Here is a 26253-nt window from a genome sequence, read left to right as displayed (position 1 = left end):
CTCCTGTCACAAGGGAATTAGCGGCAGCCGTGCCGTAAAAATATCTCCTGAAATAAGGGTAGTCAGCGGATTAACGCCCTCGGGGGAATTTATTCAGGTTGTGACCCGGGACGCATTACGCAAAAATCGCCAACACAAGACTGACTTTATGGATTATAGACAACGAGTTAGAGAAAAAGGAGGGGTATGCGTATTTCCTATGGTGAGCGCCGGTAAAATAATGACCGGCCTCGATAAAAATCCATCTTCGTTTATTTTTAGCGATTGTTTATCGCGGCGAAAAATAGTCAAAGCGATCAGGAAAGCTGCTCACGAATTAGCTCGCCCAGGCGCTTCACCCCCTGCTCTTCGCGTTCTCCCCAGCCCCAGGCGGTATTAAAGCGGAAAAACGAGGTCCAGCTGGCGGAGGTGGAGAACATTTTTCCCGGGGCGATGCTGATGTGCGACGCCAGCGCCCTGGCGCTCAGCACGCTGGCGTCGGCCCCTTCCGGTAGTTCGATCCACAGAAAATAGCCGCTGTCGCTGTGATGGATAGTGACCTCCGGCGGCAGATGGCGCAGCAGCGCCTGCCAGGCCTGCTGTTTACGTTCCGCCAGCTGGCGACGGAGACGGCGCAGATGGGCGTCATAGCGTTTGGTCGACAGGTAATCCACCAGGGCTAACTGCATCGGCGAGCTGGTGGAGAGCGTACTCATCAGCTGCAGCTGCTGGATCCGCCGCGCCTGTTTCCCGGCCGCCACCCAGCCGATGCGAAAGCCGGGCACCAGACATTTTGAAAACGAACTGCAGTGCAGCGTCATATCCTGTTGATCCCAGAACTTCGCCGGCAACGGCTTCTCGCGGCCAAAGTAGAGCTCGCTGTAAACATCATCTTCAATCAGCATCACGTCATAGCGCGCCAGCAGCGCCACCAGCGCTGCTTTTTTTTCGGCGCTGAGGGTGAAGCCGAGCGGATTCTGGCCGTTGGTCATCAGCCAGCAGGCCTTGACCGGATAGTTTTGCAGGGCCGCCTCCAGCGCCGTCAGGTCAATGCCCTCTTTGACGTCGGTGGCCACCGACAGCGCCTTCAGACGCAGCCTCTCCAGCGCCTGCAGGGCTCCGTAGAAACAGGGATTCTCCACCACCACCCAGTCGCCGGGCTCGGTCACCGCCTGCAGGCTGAGGTTTAGCGCCTCCAGCGCTCCGGCGGTAATGACGATCTCGTCGGGCGAGACGTTCATCCCCTGCAGGGCATAGCGCCGGGCAATGGCGTGCCGTAGCTCCGCGTTGCCCGGCGGCAGGTTCTCAATCACGCTCATGGCGGTGGCGGTTTTACTCACCTGCGCCAGCGAACGGTTAAGCTGCTGGAGTGGGAAGAGACGCGGGTCCGGGAAGGCCGAGGCAAAGGGCAGCATTGACGCCTGGCGGCTGGCCTGGAGCACCTCAAAGATGTAAGTATTGATATCGACCGCTTCATCGCGGGTCACCTGAGCAGGCGGCGCCGGCTGACGAAGCTTCACCGGCTGGGGGGCGACGTAATATCCCGACTGCGGTCGGGCGACGATGCGCCCCTGGCTTTCCAGTAGCTGATAGGCATGGCTGACGGTCATAAAGCTCATGCCGCTGCTGACCACCTGCTCGCGCAGCGAGGGGAGCCGATCGCCCGGCAACCAGACGCCAAGCGCGATCTGGTCGGTCAGCTGCTGCGCCAGCTGTTGATACTTTTTCATTGTCACCCTTTCCTTGCTGCAACCTCCCTTTATCATATATCAGTTGTTATAAATTAACACTTTTAAGTAACTGTTATGTAAAACAGCGCAACCCGGTCACACAGAACGCCCGCAGGAAAGGTTCACGAGAAAATTGTCCAAAAAAACGATATGATGCATAACCAAAAAATGAACATGATACCGATGGTAATACATAAGCTATGTAATCCTTTTTCTGACATGACCATTCCCTTTTATTGATATCCTGAGAATAAAATACAAAGCACGGCTAAACACGACAATTTAAAATTATTTAATTCATAATTAACTGACTCATCCTTTTTACTGATTCTCATACTAACAAACGTGTGCAGACGTTAAATTCATTAATAAAGAACAGATAATAAAATGCTATATCTGTCGTAATCAGAGGATATTGCTCACAAAAATTAAACGACCGCGCTTTCCCGCGCAGCTACAGGTCTAAGCTGATCCGTAAGACTACGATAATACAGTGAAATAGATTATTAATATTTTCCTGGCCAACAATCTGGCTTTGCTTTCAGCGTTAAAAATGACGCTGTTCCCCTGGGGGATTTCCATGTTGGCGGTCCCCGGAGACCGGCAAAAAGATCATAACAGCCGCCAACTGTTATGATAAAAAATGAACCGACTGCCTCTGCCCCCCTTGCCGCCACCCTGCCTAAAATTGCGCTGAATCAATTTTGTTGTGGAGTCCTGCATGTTCGGTCTTGATGCATTCCATCTGGCGCGAATTCAATTCGCCTTTACGGTCTCGTTTCATATTATCTTTCCCGCCATCACCATTGGCCTGGCAAGCTACCTGGCGGTTCTCGAAGGCCTGTGGCTGAAAAGCAAAAATCCCACCTGGCGCTCGCTGTACCATTTCTGGTCGAAGATCTTCGCCGTCAACTTCGGTATGGGAGTGGTGTCCGGGCTGGTGATGGCCTATCAGTTCGGCACTAACTGGAGCGGTTTTTCGCAGTTCGCGGGCAGCATCACCGGCCCCCTGCTGACCTATGAAGTCCTGACGGCGTTCTTTCTGGAAGCCGGTTTTCTCGGGGTCATGCTCTTCGGCTGGAACCGCGTGGGGCCGGGGCTGCACTTTTTCGCCACCTGCATGGTGGCGCTGGGGACTATCATCTCGACCTTCTGGATCCTCGCTTCCAACAGCTGGATGCAGACCCCGCAGGGGTTTGAGATCGTCGATGGCCAGGTGGTGCCCGTCGACTGGCTGGCGGTGATCTTTAACCCGTCGTTCCCCTACCGCTTGCTGCATATGACGGTGGCGGCATTTCTCAGCAGCGCGCTGTTCGTCGGCGCCTCGGCGGCCTGGCATCTGCTGCGCGGCAATCAGTCGCCAGCGATCCGCAAGATGTTCTCCATGGCGCTATGGATGACGCTGCTGGTCGCGCCGGTCCAGGCGCTGATCGGCGATATGCATGGCCTGAACACCCTGAAACACCAGCCGGCAAAAATCGCCGCCATTGAGGGCCACTGGGAAAACCCGCCCGGCGAGCCGACGCCGTTATTATTGTTTGGCTGGCCAGATATGGAACAGGAGCGCACCCGCTACGGGCTTGAGATCCCGGCGCTGGGCAGTCTGATCCTCACCCACAGCCTGGATAAACAGGTGCCGGCGCTGAAGGAGTTCGCCCCTGAGGATCGGCCAAACTCCACCGTGGTGTTCTGGTCATTTCGCCTGATGGCTGGTCTCGGCATGCTGATGCTGCTGCTCGGGGCGCTTGCCCTGTGGCTGCGCCGCGGCGACCGGCTGTACCACTCGCGGCCGTTTCTGCGCTTTGCCCTGTGGATGGGCCCCTCAGGACTGATTGCCATTCTCGCCGGCTGGGTGACTACCGAAGTGGGCCGCCAGCCATGGGTGGTGTATGGCGTTCAGCGCACCGCCGAGGCGGTTTCCGCCCACGGCGATCTGCATATGTCGGTCAGTTTGTTGACCTTTATTGTGGTTTACAGCGCCGTCTTCGGGGTCGGCTACAGCTACATGCTGCGCCTGATCCGCAAGGGGCCGCAGGAGGTGCAACCCGCGACAACCGGTACGCCAGCCCGCCCGCTGTCCGCCGCTACTGAAGGTTATCTGCAGAAGGAGTCCCGCTAATGGGTATCGAATTATCGGTGATCTGGTTCGTGATTATCGTCTTTGCCACGCTGATGTACATCGTCATGGACGGCTTTGATCTGGGCATTGGCATGCTGTTCGGCACGGTCCGGGGGAGCACTGAGCGCGACGTGATAGTGAACAGCGTCGCCCCGGTATGGGATGGCAATGAGACCTGGCTGGTGCTGGGCGGCGCCGGTCTGTTTGGCGCCTTTCCCCTCGCCTACGCGGTGATAATCGACGCCCTGTCGATCCCCCTGACCCTGATGCTGATCGGCCTGATCTTTCGCGGCGTGGCCTTTGAATTTCGTTTCCAGGCCACGCCGTCGCACCGGCCATTCTGGGACCGCGCCTTTTTTGGCGGTTCCCTGCTGGCGACCTTCAGCCAGGGCGTGGTGGTCGGAGCGGTGATCGACGGTTTTACCGTCAGCGGTCGCGCCTTCAGCGGCGGCATGTTTGACTGGCTGACCCCGTTCAGCCTGTTTTGCGGACTCGGGCTGTGCGTGGCCTATGCGCTGCTCGGCGCTACCTGGCTGGTGATGAAGAGCGAAGGCGCGCTGCAGCAGCGGATGCGCAGCGCGTCGCGACAGTTGCTGGTTGCCCTGCTGGCGGTGTTTGCCGTCATCAGCCTGTGGACGCCGCTGGCGCACCCGGCGATCGCCGCCCGCTGGTTCAGCCTGCCGAATCTCTATTTCCTGCTGCCGGTGCCGCTGCTGGTGCTCCTGATTAGCGCCTGGCTGTGGCGCACACTGCCTCTGCACGACCGCCATGTCTCGCCTTTCACCCTAACGCTGGGCCTGGTGTTTCTCGGCTTTAGCGGCCTGGGGATCAGCATCTGGCCGCATATTATTCCGCCATCGATTACCTTGTGGCAGGCCGCCGCCCCGCCGCAAAGCCAGGGCTTTATGCTGGTGGGCGCGCTGTTGATTATTCCGGTTATTCTTGGCTATACCTGCTGGAGCTATTACGTGTTCCGCGGCAAAGTCCAGCCAGGGGAGGGTTATCATTGATGAAAACCGTCTGGTCCAAACGTCTGCTGTGGCTGATCGCGCTGTGGGGAGGCAGCGTGCTGACGCTGGCCGCCATCAGCCTGCTGTTTCGCCTGCTGATGACCGCCGCAGGTCTTAAAGTTTGAACCAGGATGCAGAGTCATCCGGATCCGGAGCTCTCCATCTTGTCTTCACTTTTACCTGCTGAAATACGCGGACACATCAGAAGAAAGGATATTGCTATGAAGAAGTTAGCTTTACTGTCTGCCGCGATGACGCTGGGAATATCGTCATGGGCTTTCGCTGCCGACAACCCGCCGCCGCCAGAAAAAAGCGCGCAGCATCAGGGTAAATCGGCGGCGAAAAACGGCCAGCACGACGGTAAGCAAGCGCAACACAACGGCAAGCAGCCGCAACGAGACGGCAAACAACCGCATCATGGTGGTAAGCAGCCGCCAAAAGGCGGTGAGCACAGCGGGAAACCACTGCCGCCAAAAGCGTAATCCCTCACGCCTGGCCTTCTGCGCCAGGCTTTTTTCACCCTCTTTCAGCAGACATTGACAAACCCTTGCCCTTCTTTGATAAACCGGGAAAAAAACCTGCACAGCGCCTGGCATAGTAAGCCCACGCCATTGATTCACAGAGAAAAGATATGTTGAGGAGAAGCATGAGCGCCCTGCTGTTGCTGTGCGCGCTTTTTTCCGGGCATCTGCTGGCCCACCGTCAGGGGCACGATTACTTTCCGGTACAGAGCCTCGAGCAGCAGCTGCTGCACGAGGCGGATAGCGATGAGCTTCGCAGCCGGTGCGAAGAGAACGCCGCCGACCTGCGCGAGCATCACCGCTGGCAGGACGCCCGCAAACCGCGGGCATCACACAGCCAGTAGCGTCGCCGCGGATCAGGCCCCTTTGCGCTTCGGCAGGGTCTTCATCAACTCGTCCGGGCTAACGGAGGCCACGATGCTACCCGGGTGCGGCATTTTGAGGATATGGTTTTTGATCTTGCCGACCACGTGCATTTCGCACGGACGGCAGTCAAACTTCAGGGTCAGCACTTCATCGCCATGGATCAGCTGCATCGGCGTGGCTTTCCAGCTCTTGATGGAGCCTTTCGCCTGTTTCGGACAGAGGTTGAAGGCAAAGCGCAGACAATGTTTAGTGATCATCACCGGCACATCGCCCTTCTCTTCGTGCGCTTCATAGGCGGCGTCAATCAGCTGCACGCCATAGCGCTGGTAGAACGCCCGCGCCTTGTGGTTATAGACGTTGGCGAGGAAGGAGAGATGGGTCTCAGGGTAGACCGGCGGCGGCACAGAGACCGGCTTACGGGTACCGCGCTGCCAGGCGTTGAGCCGCGCGTCATCCAGCATTTCGGCCGTTTCACGCCGCAGCTGGTTGAGCAGGCTGTTGGGCACAAACAGCGGCGGCAGATTGACCTGCACCTCGCGCGCATAGTAAATGGTTTGCCCCAGTTTTGTGACACCGTCACGCAGGTTAGCCAGCGCTTTCTCCGCCTGGTTAGCTTCGGCGAACTCCCCGTCAAGGGTGTGGGTCACGCTGACGCCATCTTCACAGGTCATGGTGAGAACCAGCTGCTCCTGCCAGCCGCTTAGGGTGACGTCTACGGCGATGCGGCGTTCGCTGGAGGTCTTCAGCAGCGCCTGCTGCCAGTTGTGATCAAGGTTGCGATTGAGCGCCTGATGCGGGCGCACTTTGTGCAGATCCGCAGGCATCTCGTTCGGCCACACCCGATAGCGATTTTCGCCGGTTTTTTCCACGGTATTGGCGCGGAAGCCCACCACTTCACGCTTAATCATCACGTTAAGGCCATCGCCGTTGGTTAACGGTTCGCTGACCTCGACGTCGAGATGGTCTTTACCCACCTTCAGCACTTCGCCCACCGGCAGTCCGATAAATTTTGGCGAATCAAAGGCGCCGATATCGCCTTTACGGGCATTAACGAAGTAATCGGTGCTGCCGCGGTGGAAGGTTTTATCGGTGGACGGGATAAAGAAATGCTCGGTGCGCCCTGCCGAGGCGCGCGCGAGATCGCCGCGGTCTTCAATAATGGCGTCCAGCATCTGGCGGTAGTGAGCGGTGATGTTTTTCACATAGCTCATGTCTTTATAACGGCCTTCGATTTTGAAGGAGCGCACACCGGCATCGATCAGCGCCGCCAGGTTGGCGGTCTGATCGTTGTCTTTCATCGACAGGAGATGTTTTTCATAGGCCACCACTCGCCCCTGATCGTCCTTCAGGGTATACGGCAGGCGGCAGGCCTGCGAGCAGTCGCCGCGGTTGGCGCTGCGTCCGGTCTGGGCGTGGGAAATGTAGCACTGGCCGGAATAGGCCACGCACAGCGCGCCATGGATAAAGAATTCGATGGTGGCGTCAGTATTATCGTAGATGGCTTTGATTTGACTGAGGTTCAGCTCGCGCGCCAGCACGATCTGGCTGAAACCGGCGTCTGAGAGAAACTTTGCTTTCTCCACACTGCGGATGTCGCACTGGGTGCTGGCGTGCAGCTCGATCGGCGGCAGGTCCAGCTCCATGATCCCCATATCCTGGACAATCAGCGCATCGACGCCCGCGTCGTAAAGGTCGGTAATCAGCCGCTGCGCCGGCTCCAGCTCATCGTCATGCAGAATGGTGTTCAGCGTCACAAAGACCTTGGCGCCAAAGCGATGGGCGAAAGGCACCAGACCGGCGATGTCGCTCAGGCTGTTGCTGGCGTTGTGGCGGGCGCCAAAGCCAGGTCCACCGATATAAACGGCATCGGCGCCGTGAAGGATCGCTTCGCGAGCGATACCGGCGTCGCGGGCAGGACTAAGAAGTTCAAGACGATGATTGTGCAGGCGCATACGCGTGTTGTTATCCAGTATAAGGGGGTCGAAATGGCGGCTATTGTAGTCAGAACCGGGCGCAGACGAAAACCTTTTCCGCCGTCGCGGGACGACGAATTTTCAGTTTTCAGCAAAGTATTGAAGGAAAGGATATTTCCCTCAAATCACCGGACAGAGTACTGTCATCACGTATTCCGGATTTTCCTCGTCACGTTGTGAGTGGTTATCATCAGTCATCTTGTCTGGCCGCGGGTTCGCCCGCGGTTTTTTCTTTTGGATAGTGGATAAGCGAATGGAAATGAGCCGCCTGGGCGCCGCTGTTCCGGTAGGCATGCGCCGCATCGCCGGCGAAGCGCCGACCCTCACCCGCCTGCAGCGAGTGCCACTCCCCCTGTAAGCAGAGATCCAGGGTACCGCTAATCACGACAACATGCTCAATCACCCCTTGCTCATGCGGCGTCGATTCGCTCAGCGCCCCGGGAGCAAGGGTTATCGAGAAATGATCAAAGCGCAACTCCGGGTCCCACGGGAAGACCGGGGTCACCACCATCGCCTGCTGCTGCGGGTCAAACGCGGAGGGCGCCGCGCCGTCATCCGGAACGATAAACGCCGAAAACGGCACGTTCAGCCCGGTGGCAATCTTCCACAGCGTCGCGACCGTCGGACTCGATTCATTCCGCTCAATCTGCCCGAGCATGGCTTTCGACACCCCGGTCTCTTCCGCCAGACGCGACAGGCTCCAGCCGCGCTGCTGACGCAGATTTTTGAGGGTGGCCGCCAGATGTTGCGCAATATTCATCCTACCTCCTGATTTTTCAGCCCAGAGTATACCTCCATTTGCCTGATTCAACAGGGCGATTAGCGGCATCGCGGGCCGTTTGCGACAAGAGCCTCGGTGCGCAGCCCTCACCACGCAGGAACCTTGTGCGCTAAAACGCACAATGATAGAGTATTCGGACGTTATAACGCACAAGAGAAAACTATGCGCTCGTTTACCGTTCCGCTTCCCACCCTGTTCGCCGGCTTCGTCGCCGTGCTGGTGGGCTACGCCAGCTCTGCCGCCATCATCTGGCAGGCTGCCGCTGCCGCCGGCGCCACGCCCGGGCAGATCGCCGGCTGGATGACGGCCCTGGGCCTCGCCATGGGCGTCAGCACCCTCGCGCTGAGCGGTTGGCGAAAAGTGCCGGTGCTCACCGCCTGGTCAACGCCGGGCGCCGCCCTGCTGGTCAGCGGCCTGCAGGGGGTGACCCTCCCTGAGGCGGTGGGGGTATTTATCTTCGCCAATGCGCTGATCGTCCTCTGCGGCGTTACCGGCCTGTTTGCCCGGCTGATGAAAATCATTCCCCATTCGCTGGCCGCCGCGATGCTGGCCGGCATTCTGCTGCGTTTCGGTTTGCAGGCCTTCGCCGGCTTCCAGGATCATCTGCTGCTGTGCGGCGGCATGCTCGCCGCCTGGCTTCTGTGTAAGGCGCTGTGGCCCCGCTTCGCCGTGGTCGCCGCGCTGGTTGCCGGGGCGCTGATTGCCGCGGCCTCCGGGGAGGTGGCCAGCGCCGCTGTGCCGCTGACGTTTGTGGCGCCGGAATGGATCGCCCCACAGTTTACCCCGGCGCTGCTGCTCAGCGTCGGCCTGCCGTTCTTCCTCGTGACCATGGCCTCACAGAACGCGCCCGGATTCGCTACCCTGCAGGCATCAGGCTATGCCGTACCGGTCTCCGCGCTGATCGTTGTCTGCGGGGGGCTGGCGCTACTGCTGGCGCCGTTTGGGGTCTACTCCATCTGTATTGCGGCGATCACCGCCGCCATCTGCCAGAGCCCGGAGGCGCACCCGGATCCGCAGCAGCGTTGGCTGGCGGCCATGGCCGCAGGCGGTTTTTATCTGCTGGCCGGTCTGTTCGGGGGATCGATCACCGCGCTGATGTCGGCCCTGCCGCCAGCGTGGATCCAGATGCTGGCCGGCCTGGCGTTGCTCGGCACCATCGGCGGTAGTCTGTTTCAGGCGGTACATCAGGCCAGTGAGCGCGACGCGGCGGTGCTGACCTTTCTGATCACCGCCAGCGGCGTGACGCTGGCGGGAATTGGCTCGGCATTCTGGGGCGTGGTGCTCGGCGGAGTGAGCTACGGCGTGCTATCCGCGCTGCGCCGCCCGTAGCTGGGACGGCGTCAGGCCGGTGGCGGCTTTGACCCGATGGCTGAAATGGCTGGCGGAGCTGAAACCGCAGGCCAGAGCGATCTCGGTGAGCGGCAGCGCGCTGTGGCAGATCAGGTTTTGCGCCTTCGCCATTCGCTGCTGCATCACATATTGATGCGGAGCCATATTCAGCGACTGGCGGAACATACGGGCAAAATGAAATTCACTCAATCCCGCCTGCTGCGCCAGGTCGGCCAGGGTCAATGGCTGATCGAGGTGAGCGTCGATCCAGGCCAGCACGTGACGCTTCACCCCCGGCGCCAGTCCCCCGGTGACCGACGGCAAACGCCACTGCACGGTGGAATAGTGCTGGATCAGATGGGTGAGCAATAAACTGCTGGCGGCGCTAAGGGTCAGCTGGTTCGCCGGCTGTCGCCAGTCATTAGCCAGCAAAAACTGACGATACACGGTGGTGATTTTGTCATCGCTGGCAAAGGTTTTCTCCTGCAGGGTGAAGTTCGCCGGGCTGCGATCCCACACCTCCTCCCCGACGCGGCGCAGATGCGCATCGGTACAATAGAGATGGACAAACGACAGATCGCCGCGGATATCCCAGACGCTTTCATCGCCTTTCGGCATCAGGCAAAAGCGATCCGGGCCGCCGCCATTCTTCCAGCCGTGCGGCGTCTTTTGATAGCTTTCATAACCATCGGCGACGTACAGGCTTAAGGTATGATGATCGCTGCGTACCGTTACGGTATCGCAGTTGTTATACCAGGCGGCCAGTTGAATACCGGAATTCAGCTCCACGGAGCCCTTCAGCACCGCGTTCTGTCGCCGTAATGTTTCAAACGTCCCGTAACCCATCGCCTTCACGCATCTGTCCTGTCTGGAAAAACTCTAGTCTAGGGAGACTGCGACGCGGTTTCCAGTCCTCACCGCCGGCGAAAGACAAATAAGCGCAAGAATTTGCAAGCCGACAACAAGCGGGTGAAAGCCGCAGGTTGCGGCAGGCGGCATACTCCTCCCTTCAACAGGCAGAGGAGAACCAAGGTGAACGCATTACTTTATGCACTCGTTGTCGTTATCTGGGGAACAACGTGGATTGCGATTTTTTTACAGCAGGGGCCGGTGGCGGCGCCGGTATCGATTTTCTGGCGTTTCGCCGTGGCCAGCGTCACGATGCTGGCGATTCTGCTCGTCACGCGACGTCTGCGGCCGCTGGGCGCGAAGGACCATCTCTGCTGCCTGCTGCAGGGCTGCTGCGTCTTCTGCTTCAATTTCTGGTGCTTTTATACCGCCGCCGCCTGGATCAACACCGGTCTGGAATCGGTGATCTTTTCCATGGCGGTGCTGTTTAACGCCATCAACAGCTTTCTTTTCTTCCGTCAGCAGCCGCCGGGACGCTTCTGGGCTGCCGCCGCGCTCGGTCTGGCCGGTATCGTCACCCTGTTCTGGGATGACCTGCTGGCCAACGGGCTGAACGCTTCGCTACTGTGGGGGATCGGTCTGAGCGCGCTGGGCACTTACGGCTTTTCGCTGGGCAATATGTTCAGTATTCGTCACCAGCGGCGGGGGCTGGAGACGCTGACCACCAACAGCTGGGCGATGCTGTACGGCACGCTGGTGATGGGCGCCATCGCACTCCTCCGCGGGGATAATTTTATGCCGGAGTGGACCGTCAGCTATCTTGGCGCCCTGCTTTACCTGGCGCTGTTCGGCTCAGTTGTCGCCTTCGGCGCCTATTTCACCCTTGTGGGACGCATCGGCGCCAGCAAAGCCGCCTACAGTACGCTGCTGTTTCCGCTGGTCGCCCTGTCCATCTCCACCGTCTATGAAGGCTATGTATGGCACAGCAACGCCGTTATCGGACTGGCGCTGATCCTGTTGGGTAATCTGGTGATGTTTGCCAAACCGGAACAGCTGCTGCTGCGCCGAAAGCTGGCCTGAAACGGCGGAAGATAAAACAGCGCCGTCGACAGACGGCGCTGGCGAGATTACCGCTGGGAAGGGTCGAATTTGACGGCGTCGACCGCCATATCATCGATCACCTGCTTCATGGTTTCGATGGTCAGCGGCGTGTTTTCATTGGCCAGGGTTTTTCCTTCCCCTTTACGAACCACTTTGATCACCGGCTTGTTGGTGCTGGCGTCAATCAGTTCGGCTTCAAAATAGAGGTCGGTGTCCATCGTACGATGGCCGGTGGCGGCCTGAGTACCGGCAACAATCATCGCGACCGGAACCACTTCATAGAACTGCAGCCCTTCTTTGCTGGAGTCCACCCCGGTGATCGCCCCGCGGAAAATAAGGCTACGCTTACCGGCGGTGGTAGCCAGCGGTTTACGCTCGGAAATGGCCTGTTTGAGCTGTTTATTGGTGTAATTAAGAATATCCTGCAACGCCTTTTCACCGACCTGGGTCGTCGGCTTCGGTACCGGATAGTACGTTACTGGATGGTAGACGACATTATCGTAATTAGCCGGATTGTAGTTTGGGTCGATCCAGCGCAGCTCCGACTTGCCGGAGGCCGTGGTGGCTTCTTTCAGGTTGGAATAATCTTTTAAAAAGCCCGAATACTGATTCGGCTGCGCCAGTTTGGACGCACAGCCCGTCAACGCTAACATCCCCGCCAGAGCGGCGACTTTAAATAACACGCGAGTACGCATAAAGAGATCCCTGTAAATGCAGTTTTTTCGGCAGACGTTATAGCAGATAAGACCCAGTAGTTTTGTGACAAAATGAGGGCTTCGTCAAGGAAGATATACAAATATTGATGGGATCAACATTACGTTATTAAATAATTACTTAATAGATGAACAGGTCGCCTTTAACCCTCTGTTCAGCGAGGCTTTTCGCGCGTCTTTATCCGATGGGTATTAGCGCAAGGCGGCGCGGTCAATTTCAGCCATTTCACGCGCCGCTGAGGATTATGCGGGATTGCGCGCCAGCAGCGTGGCGAAGCGCAGTTTGATCCGGTTGCCGCTGGCGTCGGTCCGATGCAGCTCACCGACGTCCTCATTGTATTTCAGTAATTCCCAGCCCCGGTAGTACTCCCGAAGTTCATCGGGTTTAAAAGCAAACGGGAAGCCGACGGTGCAGGGATAGTCCTCGGTGTCCATCGCCGCGACAATCAGGTTATAGCCCCCGGCGGCGGTGCAACGCTGCATATTGGCGATGAGTCCCGGGATAGCGCCGGCCTCAAGAAACATCATCACCACGGTGGAGAGGATCAGATCATACTCGCCGTCAAAGGTCAGGCTGTTGAGGTCTTTCACCGCGGTCTGCAGATTATCCAGCCCTTCGGCGGCGCGAATAGTCTCCAGATTATTGATGCTCATCGCATTTTTATCCCACGCCGTCACCGTGAAGCCGTTCGCCGCCAGATAAAGGCTGTTACGTCCGTTGCCGCAGCCCAGATCCAGCGCCCGCCCCGGCGGCACCATCGTCGCGGCATGCAGCACCTCGGAGTGGGTGCGGGTCAGGCCATATTTTTCACTAAAATAGTCCGCGTCACGCGTTGTCATGATCCTTCCTTCTTATTCAGGAGTGTTTCCCGGTCGACCTGTAGCAACAGTTTCCCGCTAACCAACAGCAGCCCTGTGCGCAGCAGCAGCAGGCCGATGACCAGATTGCTAAAAATAAAGAGCGGCAGCGCCAGATGATGAAAAAAGCCGTCCGCCTTAGCCTGGCCCAGATGCAGGCCGGTAGTGGCCAGTGCGGATATACCGAACGAGAAGCTCCAGAAAGAAGCATTGAACGGCTGGCGAAGATACCAGGGCATCAGACGCAGCATAAACAACAGCTGTAGCAGACCGTAGCCAAACAGCAGCTTAGCAAAGGTATCAGCCTCCCCGCCGTTGACGCTGAGCCAGGCGCTGCAGGCCACCAGCGCAGGCGCCAGCTGGATCCCCAACGACGTGCGCAGCGCGGTCGGCAGTTCGCCTGCGCTGCGCAGCCTATGGAGGATAGCCGGCTCAAGGCTCAGCCAGGAGAAGACCCCGGCGCCAAGGAACACCAGTCCGGCGTCGGTAAACCCCAGCGCGCCGCAGGCCATCGCGCTGATAAAATTATTCGCCACCGTGGGCAGATACAGCCCCGGCGTGGTGGCCTGGCGAGGATGGTTTCCCCGCCACAGGCCGCCGCTTTGCCAGGCGGCATAGGCGAGCTGCAGCGCCACGCCCGGCACAAACAGCCCGATGGCCAGCGGCCGGCACCAGGGTACCAGACCAATCGATACCAGCAAGGTGGTGGCGGGAAACAGGCTGACGAAGCTGCTGCTGACCGGATGTCGCATCTCCTGCAGCACACTCGCCGGAAAGCGGATCGCCCGGCTGATAAACGCCATGCTGAGCAGGACCCACATCGCCATCGCCAGCGTCACCAGCCCATCACCAATGCTGCGGCTGACCGGCCAGAGGGTGCTGGCGTAACGCCAGGCAAAGCCCATCCCGATGGTGCCGAGCACCATGCCAAAGTAACCCGCCGGCAGGTTCAGCACCTGCCGCGACGTATGCGTTTTGTTCATTTTATTGATGATATCAATTTAATTTGAAGTTGCATTCTAAAGGAACCTTATCCCACGCGCTACGGCGATCTTTGCTATGTTTATGTTAACCATAAGTAATGAGGATCGGGAATGCGTAAATACCGTCTCAGCGAACAGACCCGGCAGTATTGTTACCAGGCAGAGGATGGCAAGCAGTGCGTCATCCTGCGCCAGATCGTGGCGCTTATCGATTTCGCTGACGTCAAAGCGGGCAGCGAAGGCGGCTGGGTGGAGGAGGAAAGCGCTCTCAGCCAGCAGGGAGAGTGCTGGATCTACGATGCCAACAGCGTGGTCTTCGCCGGGGCGCGCATCCTCGACGATGCCCGACTCCATGGCCCTTGCGAGGTCAGCCATGGGGCTATCATCAGCGGACGGGCATCCATTCACGCCTCGCAGATCAGCCATCACGCGCAGATTGGTGACAACGTCACGATTAGCCTGAGTACGGTGCGCGGTGACTGTCGCCTCGCCGACGAGGCGCGTCTTCTGCCCCACTGTCAGGTGATTGCCGCCCGCGGGCTGACCGCCGACCGCGACAAAGTGCTGCAGATTTATCAGCGAGCCACCGTCAGCGCGTCGCGCATTCTCCATCAGGCGCAGATCTATGGCGAGGCCTACGTTGAGCACGCTTTTGTCGAACATCGGGCGGAAGTCTTTGACCACGCCAGGCTTGAGGGAAACGAGGAGAATGACGTTTGGGTGTGCGATAACGCGCGGATTTACGGGCATGCCCGTCTGATCGCGGGTCGCGGCGAAGATGCCATTCCCACTGTGCGCTACAGTTCCCAGGTTGCGGAGAATGCGGTGATTGAAGGTAACTGTCTGCTAAAGCACCGGGCGATGGTGGGCGGCGAGGCGCAGCTGCGCGGTGGACCGATTCTGCTTGACGACGACGTGCTGATCCAGGGTCGGGCTGTTATCGTCGGCGATGTGATCGTTGAGCACCAGGTCACGCTTGGGGACGAGGTGCAGATCGCCGCGCGGGAAGGAGAAGCCATTCACCTGCGCGGCCCGAAGACCCTCGACGGCCAGCAGCAGATCACCCGAACGCCGCTGTTAGGCGCCCTGTAGCGCCTCGTCGCGGTCAATAATGCGGGCGTAGATATTCTGATCGTCATAGCTGCCGTTCAGATACTCGGCCTGGCGGAGACAGCCTTCCAGAACAAACCCGTTACGCAACGCCACCTGGTTGCTGCGGGTATTCGCCACCCGACATTTGATCACAAACCGGCGCACCAGCCCGCTGCGGGCATAATAGTGGATAAAGGCCTGCAGGGAACGGGACAGATACCCCTGCCCCTGGCAATCTTCATCGATCCAATAGCCAATATAGGCCGTCTTATTCTGCGGCTCGATCTGGTTGAACGACAGAACGCCAATCGGCCGCTTATCGAGAAACAGCAAAAACATTTTGGCGTAATCCCGCTGGTGCAGCATCACGTTACCCTGCACATGGCGGCGGGTCTCCTCTTCGCTGCGCACCTCTCCAGCCCAGCTGAGCGACTGCTGTAGCCAGCGCTGGTTTTTCACCACCAGCTGGTGCAGGTCGCTGACGTAACGCTCATCAATGGCGGTAAGCGTCAGTCCCTCGGTCACCGGGATCGACTCAGGTACTGCTGGAATGTCTGTGGTCATGGGGCTCTCTACGGGCCCGCAGGGGGTGCCTGGGGGCCACGGCTGTCACGGGGTTATTTCATGATCCGGTCGTCGACGTAGTTACGTTTATCCGGCGCCGGCGGGAAGTACTGATAGAGCCAGGTTTCGCTGATGGCTTCTCCCTGACAGCGCAGGAACAGACGCATCTCCACCGGGTCGGTTGAGTCGGAGGTCGGATACCAGTCGAAGAGGATCCGGTAGCCATCGAACGGCTCGACGTAGAGGATCTCAATCTGCTTCGCTTCGCCGCTGGAGAGGGTGATCACCGGTTCAATACCGCGCGGCGCGGCCGCTTTCAGATCGCCGCCGACAAAGTCGATGGCAAAACGACGCGCCCACTTGTCCGGGTAGTGTTCCCCCGGCGCCCATCCCTCCGGGAAGCCCCCCATCCCGGTGCGGGTGGCGAGCACACGCGCCAGCGGGGTGCTCACCGGCGGCTGCGCGCTCCAGTAGAGACGGTAGCGGAAGTCCAGTTCGTCGCCCGCCTTCACCGCCTTTTCCGGCTGCCAGAAGCAGACGATGTTATCCAGCGTTTCACCGGTGGTCGGGATCTCCATCAGGCTGACCGCCCCTTTGCCCCACTGGTTACGCGGCTCCACCCACAGGCTGGGACGCTTGTTATACCAGCCCATCACGTCCTGGTAGTGGGAGAAATCGCGGTCCAGCTGCAGCAGACCAAAACCGCGCGGGTTCTTGTCCTGGAAGGCGTTGAACTGCAGCTTCTGCGGGTTGTTCAGCGGCCGGCAGACCCATTCGCCGTTGCCCAGCCACATCGACAGCCGATCGGAGTCGTGGATCTGCGGGTGGATGGTATCGCACATCCGACGCTCGTTGTTGCCGCAGCTGAACATGCTGGTCATCGGCGCGATACCCAGCTGTTTGATATCCTTGCGGGCGTAGAGATGGTTCTCCACGTCCATAATGACCTGGGTATCCTGGCAGTGGATGGTGAACTTGTAGGCGCCAGTGATGCTCGGGCTGTCCAGCAGAGCGTAAACGGTAAATACCGTGGCGTCTCCTTTGACCGTTTCGAACCAGAAAGAGGTGAAATCGGGGAACTCTTCCGGGGTATCGGTAAAGGTATCCACCGCCAGCCCACGGGCCGAGAGGCCGTACTGGTAGGTGCTGTCTACCGCGCGGAAATAGCTGGCGCCGAGAAACGCCACGATATCCCGGCGCGCCAGCTCAGGCGCTTTAAATACCCGGAACCCGGCGAAGCCGAGGTCGGACTGCCCTTCCAGCTGGCGGGTATCCACCCCGGCGTCATTGTACTTGAACAGCTCCGGCCGGAAGTGGATCTCGCGCGCCTGCTGGGTGGCGGCGTCTAAAGAGAACATTCGCACGCGGCGACGGAACCCCATCCCGACGTGGAAAAACTGGATATCCAGTTTGCGTTCTTCAATATTGTTCCACAGCGAGTGGTTGGCGTCATACTGGATGCTGTTATAAGCCTGCGGGGTGAGATTGGCCAGCGTCGGCGGCAGATCGCGCGGGGCGCCGCCCCACGGCTGGCGCGCCAGATCGTGAGCCATCGCCTGCAGCACGGCATAATCAAAACGGCGTGTCTGCCCGTCGGCAATGCCCGCGTCTTCAGCAAACGCGGCCTGACTGAATAAGGAAGCGACTCCTGACGTTCCGCATACGGCGGCAACAGCCATGGAAGATTTAAGAAAACGTCTGCGGTTCATGCCTGAGAAAGCGTCCTTCTGCACGGGTGAATTGATTCGCAACGCGTCATCACGCTGCGTGATAATTTCCGCCCACTCTAGACAAAAACGATTAATAATCCAATTGTTGCCCGCAGAAAAACGGTAAAAAAGCCCTGTCTACCAGAACAGGCTGTTTTTTCATCACCGGCGGAGGGAGAGCGCAATATCCAGCCCAGGGCCCGCCTGCAAACAAAGCGGACAGCACTCATCCTGTCTCATCGCCGGGGCGTTTCTTAGCCGCCCGCGGCCTGCAGCAGGGCCGCGCCCCGCTGAGCCGCGACCCATCCCTTTTATTCGAGGGTCACGTGATGCTTCATCACCCGGCGAAACAGCGCCAGCCGGGCGCGCATAAAGCGATTCTCCACTTTAAAGCCGGCACGCTTATGCAGGCCAATGCGCAGCAGACGATCCCGTCCGCGCACGCACGCCGGCCAGCGCACCGCGCCGGCAAGCACCTGCTCGCCGCTGGCGACGCGGGCAAACTGGGCCCAGTAGTCAGCGACCTGAGCGGCGAAGGCCAGATCCGCTTCACTGGCATATTGCCGCACCGGGTCGGTGAGCCGCAGGTTATCAAACACGTAGGGTACCTCGTTGCCGTGCCAGGCGCCGTGCGGATAGACATCATGCTCCGCTTCCGCCACATAATCGAACCAGTACCGCCAGCATGGCTGGCCCACGCGCTGCTGGGCTTGCATCACCACATAGCCGAGGGTGGTAAACGCCATATCCCGACAGACTTCCCGCCCCAGCGCTTCATCCCCCTTGACGCCGGGATAGAGGAGTTTGATCAGTCCCAGCCCCAGACGGCGCTCGCGGCGCAGTTTCTGGATCTGCCCGGCGATATCGACGCCAAACACCGCCATCACGCTGGCTTCATCGCTATTGGAGCCGATCATCACCGGCATCGGATGCTGGCGCCCGGCAAAAAAAGTCTCCAGCATCGGCTGCGGAAGCACCACATCGCCGGCGATGGGCGCTGGCCCGATATTCAGCGGGGCGGTTAGCGACCAGAAGGCCTCCGCCGGGATCGCCCGCAGTTGTTCGGCGCTGGCCTGCGGCAAGGCGAAGCGTTCCGCCAGCAGGCGGCCTTTCTCCAGCGCCTTTTCTCGCGGCAGGTCGGGTAAGGTATACCCGCTCTGAATTATCGCTTTATGGAACAACCCTTTCGCTTTCGGCGAGGCCATCAGCGACAGCACGCTGCGCGCCCCGGCGGATTCGCCAAACAGCGTGACGTTGGCGGCGTCGCCGCCGAAGGCGTGAATATTCTCCTGGACCCACTGCAGGGCGGCGATCTGGTCGAGCAGCGCGAAGTTATACAGACGCTCGCCCGCCTCTTCCTCCAGTGCCGGATGGGCGAAAAAGCCAAGATGGCCCAGTCGGTAGTTGACCGTCACCACCACCACGTCGCGGCTGGCCAGCGCCAGGCCATCGTAAGGCGGCAGGCTGCCGGCGCCGATGGTAAACCCGCCGCCGTGCAGCCAGACCATCACCGGCAGCGGCTGCGCTGCGCTGGCGGGGGCCCAGACGTTGAGATAGAGACAGTCTTCGCTGAAGCGGCCGGGATCCCCGCCGCCAAGTTCGCGGCAGTAGTCAATGTCCTGCCAGCTGGCGGCGGAAAAGGCGTCGGCCTGACGCACGCCATGCCAGCGGGCGGGAGGCTGCGGCGCGCGCCAGCGCAGCGGCCCCACGGGCGGCGCGGCGTACGGAATGCCGCGCCAGATATGGATCCCCTGCTCTGCGCTCCCGGCCAGCGTGCCCTGCCGGGTTTTCGCCAACGGTTTCGACGGATGTTGCATAACCTGCTCCCTGTAAGGCTGATGCCAGCAGGGTACTGATTTTACAGCAGACCGCAACGTCGTTTGCTGCGCTCCTCCGCCTGCCGGTACAGTTCAAACTCATCCTGCACCGGGCAGCCCAGCGCCGCCTCAAAGGCTTCGCGGCTGGCATTCCCGTGGCTGCGCGCCTGGGTTTCGTTACCCAGATTGGACTGAAAAATGCCCGCCGCGCTGACCGGTAAAAAATCCTCATAGACGATGGGCTGGGCCACCACCCATCCGCGCTCGATCAGCGGCTGGGGATCGTCGCCCGGGCGAAACGCCTGGCGATGGGCCTCGCCAGCCGGCGTCAGGCGGTAGCGAAACCAGGCCAGCCCCTGCTGACGCAGCAGAAACTCGCTGTCGGGAAATTCGCGGAACACCTCCTGCAGATGCAGCTGGTGGCTGAGATTGTCTTTGCCGGTCCCTGCCGCCTGCAGCAGCCGGTCGTACAGCGCGCGCCCTTTCGGCGTCAGCGCCACGCCGCGCTGCTCAATTTCGCCAAAGCGGGCGCTGTGGGTGCCGCGGTGTTCGCCGGCGAACATCACCGGCTCCTCGAGCGCCTTGAAGCTGGTCTGCCGCAGGAGGATCGGTACCTCCCGGCGCGGCGGACCTTCGATCAGGGCCTTTGGCTCAATACCGCACTCCGGCATCAGGGCCTGCGCGCGGTCAATATCCAGCGTCCGCGGCGTGAGGTGGTTGATATGGCATCCAGGGAAGCAGACCACATCGGCAATCAGGCGATGCTCGCGATGCAGCGCGTGGTAGGTCTCCTCATCGACGGTGGCATGCCGGTGCCAGCGGAAGGTTTCCAGCGCCTCCTGCACAAACTCGCGGGCTTCCGCTGGGGTGAAGGCCGCTTCGGCCTCGTGCCGGGCGATCAGCGCCAGGCAGCGGGGAGTGAATATGTTGCGCCGGGCGAGGATCGCCTCGGCCCGCTCGCGCAGAGCGCGGTTTTCGATCAGCTCCAGACGCAGCAGCGAGGTAAATACCCGAAACGGATTGCGCGCCAGCGCGGCATCGTCGACAGGACGAAACGCCGTGGAGTGAACCGGCACGCCGGCCTGCGAGAGATCGTAATAGCTGACGGGATACATCCCCATAATGGCAAACATGCGACGCAGCGTCGCCAGTTCCTCCGCTGTGCCCACGCGGATCGCCCCGTGGCGCTCAACGTTCAGACGCGCCAGCTCGTCGGCGTTGGCCAGTTGTTCATGCAGCTTCGGATTATTTTCCAGTACCGCCAGGTTGACGTCAGCCACCAGCTCCAGCAGCGTCCCGTACTGCGGAACTTCCTGCTGGTACATGGCCGACATGGCCTGCGAAAAGTGCTCCCGAATCTCATCAGCCGTGATGGTGTTCGCCATGATGTGTTACCTCCAGTGAATACTTCCTGGAGTGTAGGAAAGCTGCCTCCCGGCGGGGGGAAGAATTTACAAACTGTGATGGCGATAACCTGCTTCCGGTCACGGGCATAGCGCAGAACATAACCGATGGTTATGAAAAACACCCGGTAATTTCACTTTAAATTAACAATACATTTACACACACTGTTTCTGGCGACATTACAACAACATGCCCCTCTACCCTCTATACGGAGTACCCGATGAACGATAAATGGTCCCCGCGCGAGGTTATCCATCGCGATTACAGTAGTCACCCGCCCGCTTACGCCCCGGGCTATAAAACCAGCGTCCTGCGCTCCCCGAAAAACGCCCTGATCTCCCTGCAGAACTCGCTGTCGGAGATCACCGGCCCGGTGTTTAGCCGCGACGACCTGGGTCCGCTGGATAATGACCTTATCCTTAACTATGCCAAAGAAGGCCTGCCGATTGGCGAGCGGATCATTGTGCACGGCTACGTGCGGGATGGCTTCGGCCGACCGATGAAAAACACCCTGGTGGAAGTCTGGCAGGCCAATGCCGGCGGCCGCTATCGACATAAAAAAGATCAGTATCTGGCGCCGATTGACCCGAACTTCGGCGGCTGCGGCCGGGTGCTGACCGACGAGAACGGCTATTACTGTTTTCGCACCATCAAGCCCGGCCCGTACCCCTGGCGCAACCAGGCCAGCGACTGGCGTCCGGCGCATATTCATTTCTCGCTCTCAGGCGACGCCTGGGCCCAGCGCCTGATCACCCAGATGTATTTCGAAGGCGACCCGCTGATCAAGCAGTGCCCGATCGTCAGAACCATTAATAATGACGACGCCGTGCGCACCCTGATCGCCGAGCTGGACATGCACGCCGCCGTGCCGCTGGATTGTCTGGCCTACCGCTTCGACCTTGTTCTGCGCGGCCATCGCGCCACGCTGTTTGAAAATCGCACTCAGGGGGCCGCCCGATGAAAGAGTATCTGCCTGAAACCGCCTCGCAGACCGCGGGACCCTATGTTCATATCGGTCTGGCGCCGGACGCCGCGGGTTTCCATATTTTTGAGAAAAATTTTGGTCCGGTTCTCACCACCGCCGATACCGTCGGGGAACGGATCACCATTGAAGGCCGGGTTATCGACGGCTCCGGAACCCCGGTCCGCGATGTGCTGCTGGAGATCTGGCAGGCCAACGCCGCGGGACGCTATAACCATCCTGACGATCGTCAGCAGCAGAAAGCGGTCGACCCGGGCTTTCGCGGCTGGGGGCGCACCTGCTCTGACTTCACCTCCGGCGTCTGGCGCTTTGAAACCATCAAGCCCGGCGCGGTGGTTGGCCGCGATGGCCGTCTGATGGCGCCGCACGTCAATCTGTGGGTGGTGGCCCGGGGGATCAATATTGGCCTCAATACGCGGATGTATTTTGCCGATGAGCACGAGGCCAACGCCAGCGACCCGGTACTGAATCTCATCGAGTGGGAGGTGAGACGCAAAACCTTAATCGCTGAGCGCGAAGTTCGCGGTGCGGAAGTGGTCTATCGTTTCGACATTTATCTGCAGGGCGAGAACGAAACCGTCTTTTTCGATATCTAGCGGCCATGCAGACCACCGCCGTCGCCCCGCACAGCCGGGGCGGCGGCGTGTTAAACCATAGGGAAAGATCTTGTAATGTAATCAGCTCAAATGTTAAAAATATTTTGCTATCTGGTTATCAAATTTAAACAAGGCCGCTTGTCTCTTTCACCGCTGTGTTTTTAACATCATCTTACTATGGAAAAAAATGGTCTCTTCAGTCAGCGCATTCGCTTGCGCCATCTACACACCTTCGTGGCCGTCGCTCAACAGGGAACGCTGGGGCGCGCGGCTGAAACTTTAAATCTGAGCCAGCCAGCACTTTCAAAAACGCTTAACGAGCTTGAACAGCTGACCGGTACCCGTCTGTTTGAGCGGGGACGTCTGGGGGCGCAGCTGACCCTGGTCGGGGAACAGTTTCTGACTCATGCCGTGAAGGTGCTTGATGCCCTTAACTCGGCGGGCCAGGCGCTGAATCGTAAAGAGGGCCTGAATAACGATATTGTACGCATCGGCGCGCTGCCTACCGCCGCGCTGGGGATCCTGCCGACGGTGATCGGCCAGTTCCATAAGCAGCAAAAAGATATCACGCTGCAGGTCGCCACCATGAACAACACCATGCTGCTCGCCGGGTTAAAGTCCGGGGAGATCGACATCGGCATCGGACGGATGTCCGATCCGGAGCTGATGAGCGGCCTGCATTACGAACTGCTGTTCCTGGAATCCCTTAAGCTGGTGGTTCGTCCGGGACATCCCCTGCTGCAGGAGACGGTGACCCTCAGTCGGGTGATGGAGTGGCCGGTGGTGGTCTCGCCAAAGGGCACCGTGCCGCGGCAAAACGCCGAAGCGCTGCTCCAGAGCCAGGGGTGTAAAATGCCCGCCGGCTGCATCGAGACTCTGTCCGCTTCCCTGTCGCGCCAGCTAACGGTTGATTTTGACTATGTCTGGTTCGTCCCTTCCGGGGCGGTTAAAGACGATCTTCGCCGTGGCGTACTGACCGCCCTGCCGATTGCCACCCAGGGCGCCGGGGAGCCCATCGGCATTTTAACCCGCGTCGATGCGACGCTGACCCCCGGGACGCACACCCTGCTCAGCGCTATTCGTAAATCAATGCCTGCCTGATCCGCCGCTCCCCCGGCCCGTCGCGGCCGGGGAGCCGACGCCGACTGAGACACATTCAGCAAAATAATCATTTAGTGCGAAATTATTTATTAACATTTGCGCAAATTTCTTTAACAGATCTATCATATCGCGATTTCACCAAATGGTTCATATGAAATCAAAGCAGGCAATAAATTTGGCTTTATGAAGATAAAAACCACTTCATTCAAAAATAAAACAAAATAACTTTGTTTCATTTGGTTCGTAATGAGGTGGCTGGTGTGGTTAAGGAGATTTCATGACAACTGGCAACGCGCCGCGCGGATTCCCCCGGATCCTGCAGTGGCTTCTCGCCGGACTGATGCTGATCATCGGTCTGGCTATCGGTATTCTGGGGGCAAAACTGGCTCTCGTCGGCGGCACGCTGTACTTTGCGCTGATGGGCGTGGTGATGGTTATCGCGGCAGTGCTAATTTTCCGTCGCCGCCGCGGCGGGATTTTGCTGTACGCCGTGGCGTTTATCGCCTCAGTGATCTGGGCGATCGGCGACGCTGGCTGGAACTTCTGGCCGCTCTTCTCGCGCCTGTTCGCCCTTGCCGTGCTGGCCTTTCTCGCCGCCCTGGTGTGGCCTTTCCTCGCCAGCCCGCCGGCGAAAAAAGGCCCGGCTTTTGCCATCGCCGCCGTGCTCGCCGTGGCGCTGGCGGGAAGCTTTGGCTGGATGTTTAAATCCGAACCGCTGGTCAGCGCCACGGAAGCGGTACCGGTGAAACCCGTCGCACCGGGCGAAGAGCAGAAAAACTGGGCGCACTGGGGCAACACCACCCACGGCGACCGCTTCGCCGCTCTCGATCAAATCAACAAGCACAACGTCAACCAGCTGCAGGTAGCCTGGGTGGCGCATACTGGGGATATTCCGCAGAGCAATGGCTCCGGCGCGGAAGATCAGAATACCCCGCTGCAGATTGGCGATACCCTCTACGTCTGTACCCCATACAGCAAAGTGCTGGCGCTGGATGTCGACAGCGGCAAAGAGAAATGGCGCTATGACTCCAAATCCTCTTCGCCTAACTGGCAGCGCTGCCGCGGCTTAGGCTATTACGAAGATAGCCAGGCGCAGACGACGCCAGCGTCAGGCGCCCAGCCTGCCGCCTGCTCCCGTCGTCTGTTCCTGCCGACGATCGATGCCCGCCTGATCGCCATTGATGCCGACACCGGCAAACTGTGCGAGAGCTTCGGCGATCGCGGTATTGTCGACCTCAGCGTCGGAATGGGCGAAGTCAAAGCGGGCTACTATCAACAGACCTCCACCCCGCTGGTCGCGGGCAATGTGGTGGTGGTGGGCGGCCGCGTCGCGGATAACTACTCTACCGGCGAACCGCCGGGGGTGGTCCGCGCGTTTGACGTCCATACCGGTAAACTGGCCTGGGCGTGGGATCCGGGTAATCCGGCGCTGACCGGCGTACCGCCGGAGGGCCAGACCTATACGCGCGGCACGCCGAACGTCTGGTCGGCGATGTCTTACGACGCGAAGCTGAACCTGATCTATCTGCCGACCGGCAACGCTACGCCAGACTTCTTCGGCGGCGAACGAACCGCGCTGGACGACAAATACAGCTCCTCTATCGTCGCTGTGGATGCCGCGACCGGCCAGGTACGCTGGCACTTCCAGACCACCCACCACGACCTGTGGGACTTTGACCTGCCGTCTCAGCCGCTGCTGTACGATCTGCCTGACGGCAAGGGCGGCACCACCCCGGTGCTGGTGCAGACCAGCAAGCAGGGTATGATCTTTATGCTCAATCGCGAAACCGGCGAGCCGGTGGCGAAAGTGGAAGAGCGACCGGTGCCGGTGGGCAACGTCAAAGGCGAGCGCTACTCGCCGACGCAGCCTTACTCGGTGGGAATGCCGATGATCGGCAACCAGACGCTGACCGAGTCCGATATGTGGGGCGCGACGCCGATCGACCTGCTGCTGTGCCGTATCCAGTTCAAAGAGATGCGCCACCAGGGAGTCTTTACCCCGCCGGGGGAAGACCGCTCCCTGCAATTCCCGGGCTCGCTCGGCGGCATGAACTGGGGCAGCGTCTCGGTGGATCCCAACAACAGCCTGATGTTCGTTAACGATATGCGTCTCGGTCTCGCCAACTATATGGTGCCGCGCGAAAAGGTAGCGAAAGACGCCAGCGGCATTGAGATGGGCATCGTGCCGATGGAAGGCACGCCGTTTGGCGCCATGCGCGAACGTTTCCTGTCGCCGCTGGGCATTCCGTGCCAGAAACCGCCTTTCGGCACCATGTCCGCTGTGGATCTGAAAACCGGGAAACTGGTGTGGCAGGTGCCGGTAGGCACCGTAGAGGATACCGGGCCGCTGGGGATCCGCATGCATATGCCGATTCCGATCGGTATGCCGACCCTTGGCGCGTCGCTGGCGACGCAGTCCGGGCTGCTGTTCTTCGCCGGCACCCAGGATTTCTACCTGCGCGCCTTTGATACCGCTAACGGCAAGGAGATCTGGAAATCCCGTCTGCCGGTTGGCAGTCAGTCCGGCCCGATGACCTACGTGTCGCCGAAAACCGGTAAGCAGTACATCATTATCAATGCGGGCGGCGCCCGTCAGTCTCCGGATCGCGGGGATTACATTATCGCCTACGCGCTTCCTGACCATCATTGATTGACCTAAGCAAAAGGGCCCATTCG

Annotated in this window: 24 protein-coding genes; 13 read left to right on the top strand and 11 right to left on the bottom strand. The window is 59.6% G+C overall.

Annotated features, from left to right (window positions below):
- Window positions 1-296: 296 nt before the first annotated feature.
- Window positions 297-1709 carry a PLP-dependent aminotransferase family protein gene (locus ACLH1U_RS03125; RefSeq protein WP_032453089.1) on the bottom strand — a complete coding sequence of 471 codons (1413 nt, stop codon included), beginning with the start codon at window positions 1707-1709 and terminating at the stop codon, window positions 297-299.
- 721 nt (window positions 1710-2430) lie between these two features.
- Here ACLH1U_RS03125 and ACLH1U_RS03120 point away from each other — a divergent pair.
- The 5 genes from ACLH1U_RS03120 (at window position 2431) to ACLH1U_RS03100 (ending at window position 5703) form a co-directional block, all read left to right on the top strand.
- Window positions 2431-3828 carry a cytochrome ubiquinol oxidase subunit I gene (locus ACLH1U_RS03120; protein ID WP_004202782.1) on the top strand — a complete coding sequence of 466 codons (1398 nt, stop codon included), beginning with the start codon at window positions 2431-2433 and terminating at the stop codon, window positions 3826-3828.
- Entirely contained in the window at window positions 3828-4838 is a 1011-nt protein-coding gene (gene cydB / locus ACLH1U_RS03115) for a cytochrome d ubiquinol oxidase subunit II (RefSeq protein WP_085551054.1), read from the top strand. Before ACLH1U_RS03120 ends, cydB begins: the two co-directional genes overlap by 1 nt.
- A complete protein-coding gene (locus ACLH1U_RS03110; protein ID WP_004202785.1) occupies window positions 4838-4963 on the top strand; it encodes a DUF2474 domain-containing protein in 126 nt (41 codons plus the stop codon). The genes cydB and ACLH1U_RS03110 overlap by 1 nt, the downstream gene beginning before the upstream one ends.
- 96 nt (window positions 4964-5059) lie before the next feature.
- A complete protein-coding gene (locus ACLH1U_RS03105; protein ID WP_085551053.1) occupies window positions 5060-5320 on the top strand; it encodes a hypothetical protein in 261 nt (86 codons plus the stop codon).
- Between the two features lie 149 nt (window positions 5321-5469).
- Window positions 5470-5703, top strand: coding sequence for a DUF2554 family protein (locus ACLH1U_RS03100; protein ID WP_032428865.1), 234 nt, complete (start codon window positions 5470-5472; stop codon window positions 5701-5703).
- A 12-nt stretch (window positions 5704-5715) separates the two neighbouring features.
- Here ACLH1U_RS03100 and ACLH1U_RS03095 read toward each other — a convergent pair whose 3' ends face one another.
- The gene (locus ACLH1U_RS03095) at window positions 5716-7677 is read right to left on the bottom strand and encodes a peptidase U32 family protein (protein WP_032453092.1); all 1962 of its coding nucleotides are present in this window, start codon (window positions 7675-7677) and stop codon (window positions 5716-5718) included.
- Between the two features lie 33 nt (window positions 7678-7710).
- On the opposite strand from ACLH1U_RS03095, the gene ACLH1U_RS03090 reads away from it, so the two are divergent.
- Complete coding sequence (locus ACLH1U_RS03090; RefSeq protein WP_072420467.1) at window positions 7711-7878, top strand: hypothetical protein; 168 nt, start codon at window positions 7711-7713, stop codon at window positions 7876-7878.
- A gap of 10 nt (window positions 7879-7888) precedes the next feature.
- On the opposite strand, the gene ACLH1U_RS03085 is transcribed toward ACLH1U_RS03090, so the two are convergent.
- Window positions 7889-8458, bottom strand: a complete 570-nt coding sequence (locus tag ACLH1U_RS03085) for a helix-turn-helix domain-containing protein (RefSeq protein WP_023289901.1) — start codon at window positions 8456-8458, stop codon at window positions 7889-7891.
- Between the two features lie 183 nt (window positions 8459-8641).
- On the opposite strand from ACLH1U_RS03085, the gene ACLH1U_RS03080 reads away from it, so the two are divergent.
- The gene (locus ACLH1U_RS03080) at window positions 8642-9808 is read left to right on the top strand and encodes a benzoate/H(+) symporter BenE family transporter (protein ID WP_085551052.1); all 1167 of its coding nucleotides are present in this window, start codon (window positions 8642-8644) and stop codon (window positions 9806-9808) included.
- Here the strand turns inward: ACLH1U_RS03080 and ACLH1U_RS03075 are convergent.
- Complete coding sequence (locus ACLH1U_RS03075; protein WP_411299125.1) at window positions 9785-10654, bottom strand: AraC family transcriptional regulator; 870 nt, start codon at window positions 10652-10654, stop codon at window positions 9785-9787. The two genes, ACLH1U_RS03080 and ACLH1U_RS03075, sit on opposite strands and share 24 nt — an antisense overlap.
- 186 nt (window positions 10655-10840) lie before the next feature.
- Here ACLH1U_RS03075 and ACLH1U_RS03070 point away from each other — a divergent pair, with 186 nt between their 5' ends.
- Entirely contained in the window at window positions 10841-11737 is an 897-nt protein-coding gene (locus tag ACLH1U_RS03070; protein ID WP_023289904.1) for a DMT family transporter, read from the top strand.
- Between the two features lie 47 nt (window positions 11738-11784).
- On the opposite strand, the gene ACLH1U_RS03065 is transcribed toward ACLH1U_RS03070, so the two are convergent.
- The 3 genes from ACLH1U_RS03065 to tehA all read right to left on the bottom strand — a co-directional run bounded on the left by ACLH1U_RS03065 (window position 11785) and on the right by tehA (window position 14312).
- Window positions 11785-12453 carry a DUF3313 domain-containing protein gene (locus ACLH1U_RS03065; RefSeq protein ID WP_004202796.1) on the bottom strand — a complete coding sequence of 223 codons (669 nt, stop codon included), beginning with the start codon at window positions 12451-12453 and terminating at the stop codon, window positions 11785-11787.
- A 261-nt stretch (window positions 12454-12714) separates the two neighbouring features.
- Entirely contained in the window at window positions 12715-13311 is a 597-nt protein-coding gene (gene tehB / locus ACLH1U_RS03060) for a tellurite resistance methyltransferase TehB (RefSeq protein ID WP_032453094.1), read from the bottom strand.
- Window positions 13308-14312: a dicarboxylate transporter/tellurite-resistance protein TehA gene (tehA, locus tag ACLH1U_RS03055; RefSeq protein ID WP_087827049.1), complete on the bottom strand. Its 1005-nt coding sequence runs from the start codon at window positions 14310-14312 to the stop codon at window positions 13308-13310. Before tehA ends, tehB begins: the two co-directional genes overlap by 4 nt.
- A 111-nt stretch (window positions 14313-14423) precedes the next feature.
- On the opposite strand from tehA, the gene ydcK reads away from it, so the two are divergent.
- On the top strand, window positions 14424-15404 hold the full coding sequence (ydcK, locus tag ACLH1U_RS03050; protein ID WP_032453096.1) for a YdcK family protein: 981 nt from the start codon (window positions 14424-14426) through the stop codon (window positions 15402-15404).
- Here the strand turns inward: ydcK and rimL are convergent.
- The 4 genes from rimL to ACLH1U_RS03030 all read right to left on the bottom strand — a co-directional run bounded on the left by rimL (window position 15390) and on the right by ACLH1U_RS03030 (window position 20879).
- Window positions 15390-15968, bottom strand: coding sequence for a 50S ribosomal protein L7/L12-serine acetyltransferase (gene rimL / locus ACLH1U_RS03045; RefSeq protein ID WP_032453097.1), 579 nt, complete (start codon window positions 15966-15968; stop codon window positions 15390-15392). The two genes, ydcK and rimL, sit on opposite strands and share 15 nt — an antisense overlap.
- Before the next feature lie 53 nt (window positions 15969-16021).
- Window positions 16022-17677 carry a glucan biosynthesis protein D gene (locus ACLH1U_RS03040; protein WP_032453098.1) on the bottom strand — a complete coding sequence of 552 codons (1656 nt, stop codon included), beginning with the start codon at window positions 17675-17677 and terminating at the stop codon, window positions 16022-16024.
- A 311-nt stretch (window positions 17678-17988) separates the two neighbouring features.
- Entirely contained in the window at window positions 17989-19494 is a 1506-nt protein-coding gene (locus tag ACLH1U_RS03035; protein ID WP_023289910.1) for a carboxylesterase/lipase family protein, read from the bottom strand.
- A gap of 41 nt (window positions 19495-19535) precedes the next feature.
- The gene (locus tag ACLH1U_RS03030) at window positions 19536-20879 is read right to left on the bottom strand and encodes a VOC family protein (RefSeq protein WP_411299034.1); all 1344 of its coding nucleotides are present in this window, start codon (window positions 20877-20879) and stop codon (window positions 19536-19538) included.
- A gap of 239 nt (window positions 20880-21118) precedes the next feature.
- Between ACLH1U_RS03030 and pcaH the strand changes: the two genes are divergently transcribed.
- From pcaH to ACLH1U_RS03010, 4 genes are all read left to right on the top strand, one after another.
- Window positions 21119-21859 carry a protocatechuate 3,4-dioxygenase subunit beta gene (pcaH, locus tag ACLH1U_RS03025; protein ID WP_004202816.1) on the top strand — a complete coding sequence of 247 codons (741 nt, stop codon included), beginning with the start codon at window positions 21119-21121 and terminating at the stop codon, window positions 21857-21859.
- Entirely contained in the window at window positions 21856-22476 is a 621-nt protein-coding gene (gene pcaG / locus ACLH1U_RS03020) for a protocatechuate 3,4-dioxygenase subunit alpha (RefSeq protein ID WP_023289913.1), read from the top strand. Before pcaH ends, pcaG begins: the two co-directional genes overlap by 4 nt.
- Before the next feature lie 177 nt (window positions 22477-22653).
- A complete protein-coding gene (locus ACLH1U_RS03015) occupies window positions 22654-23577 on the top strand; it encodes a LysR substrate-binding domain-containing protein (protein ID WP_023289914.1) in 924 nt (307 codons plus the stop codon).
- 277 nt (window positions 23578-23854) lie between these two features.
- Window positions 23855-26227 carry a membrane-bound PQQ-dependent dehydrogenase, glucose/quinate/shikimate family gene (locus ACLH1U_RS03010; RefSeq protein WP_085551049.1) on the top strand — a complete coding sequence of 791 codons (2373 nt, stop codon included), beginning with the start codon at window positions 23855-23857 and terminating at the stop codon, window positions 26225-26227.
- The last annotated feature ends 26 nt before the right edge of the window (window positions 26228-26253 follow it).

This window comes from Klebsiella sp. 1SOBk5mer, assembly GCF_046603115.1.
Classification (GTDB): domain Bacteria; phylum Pseudomonadota; class Gammaproteobacteria; order Enterobacterales; family Enterobacteriaceae; genus Klebsiella; species Klebsiella quasipneumoniae.
This window is presented reverse-complemented; position numbering and strand designations above follow the sequence as displayed.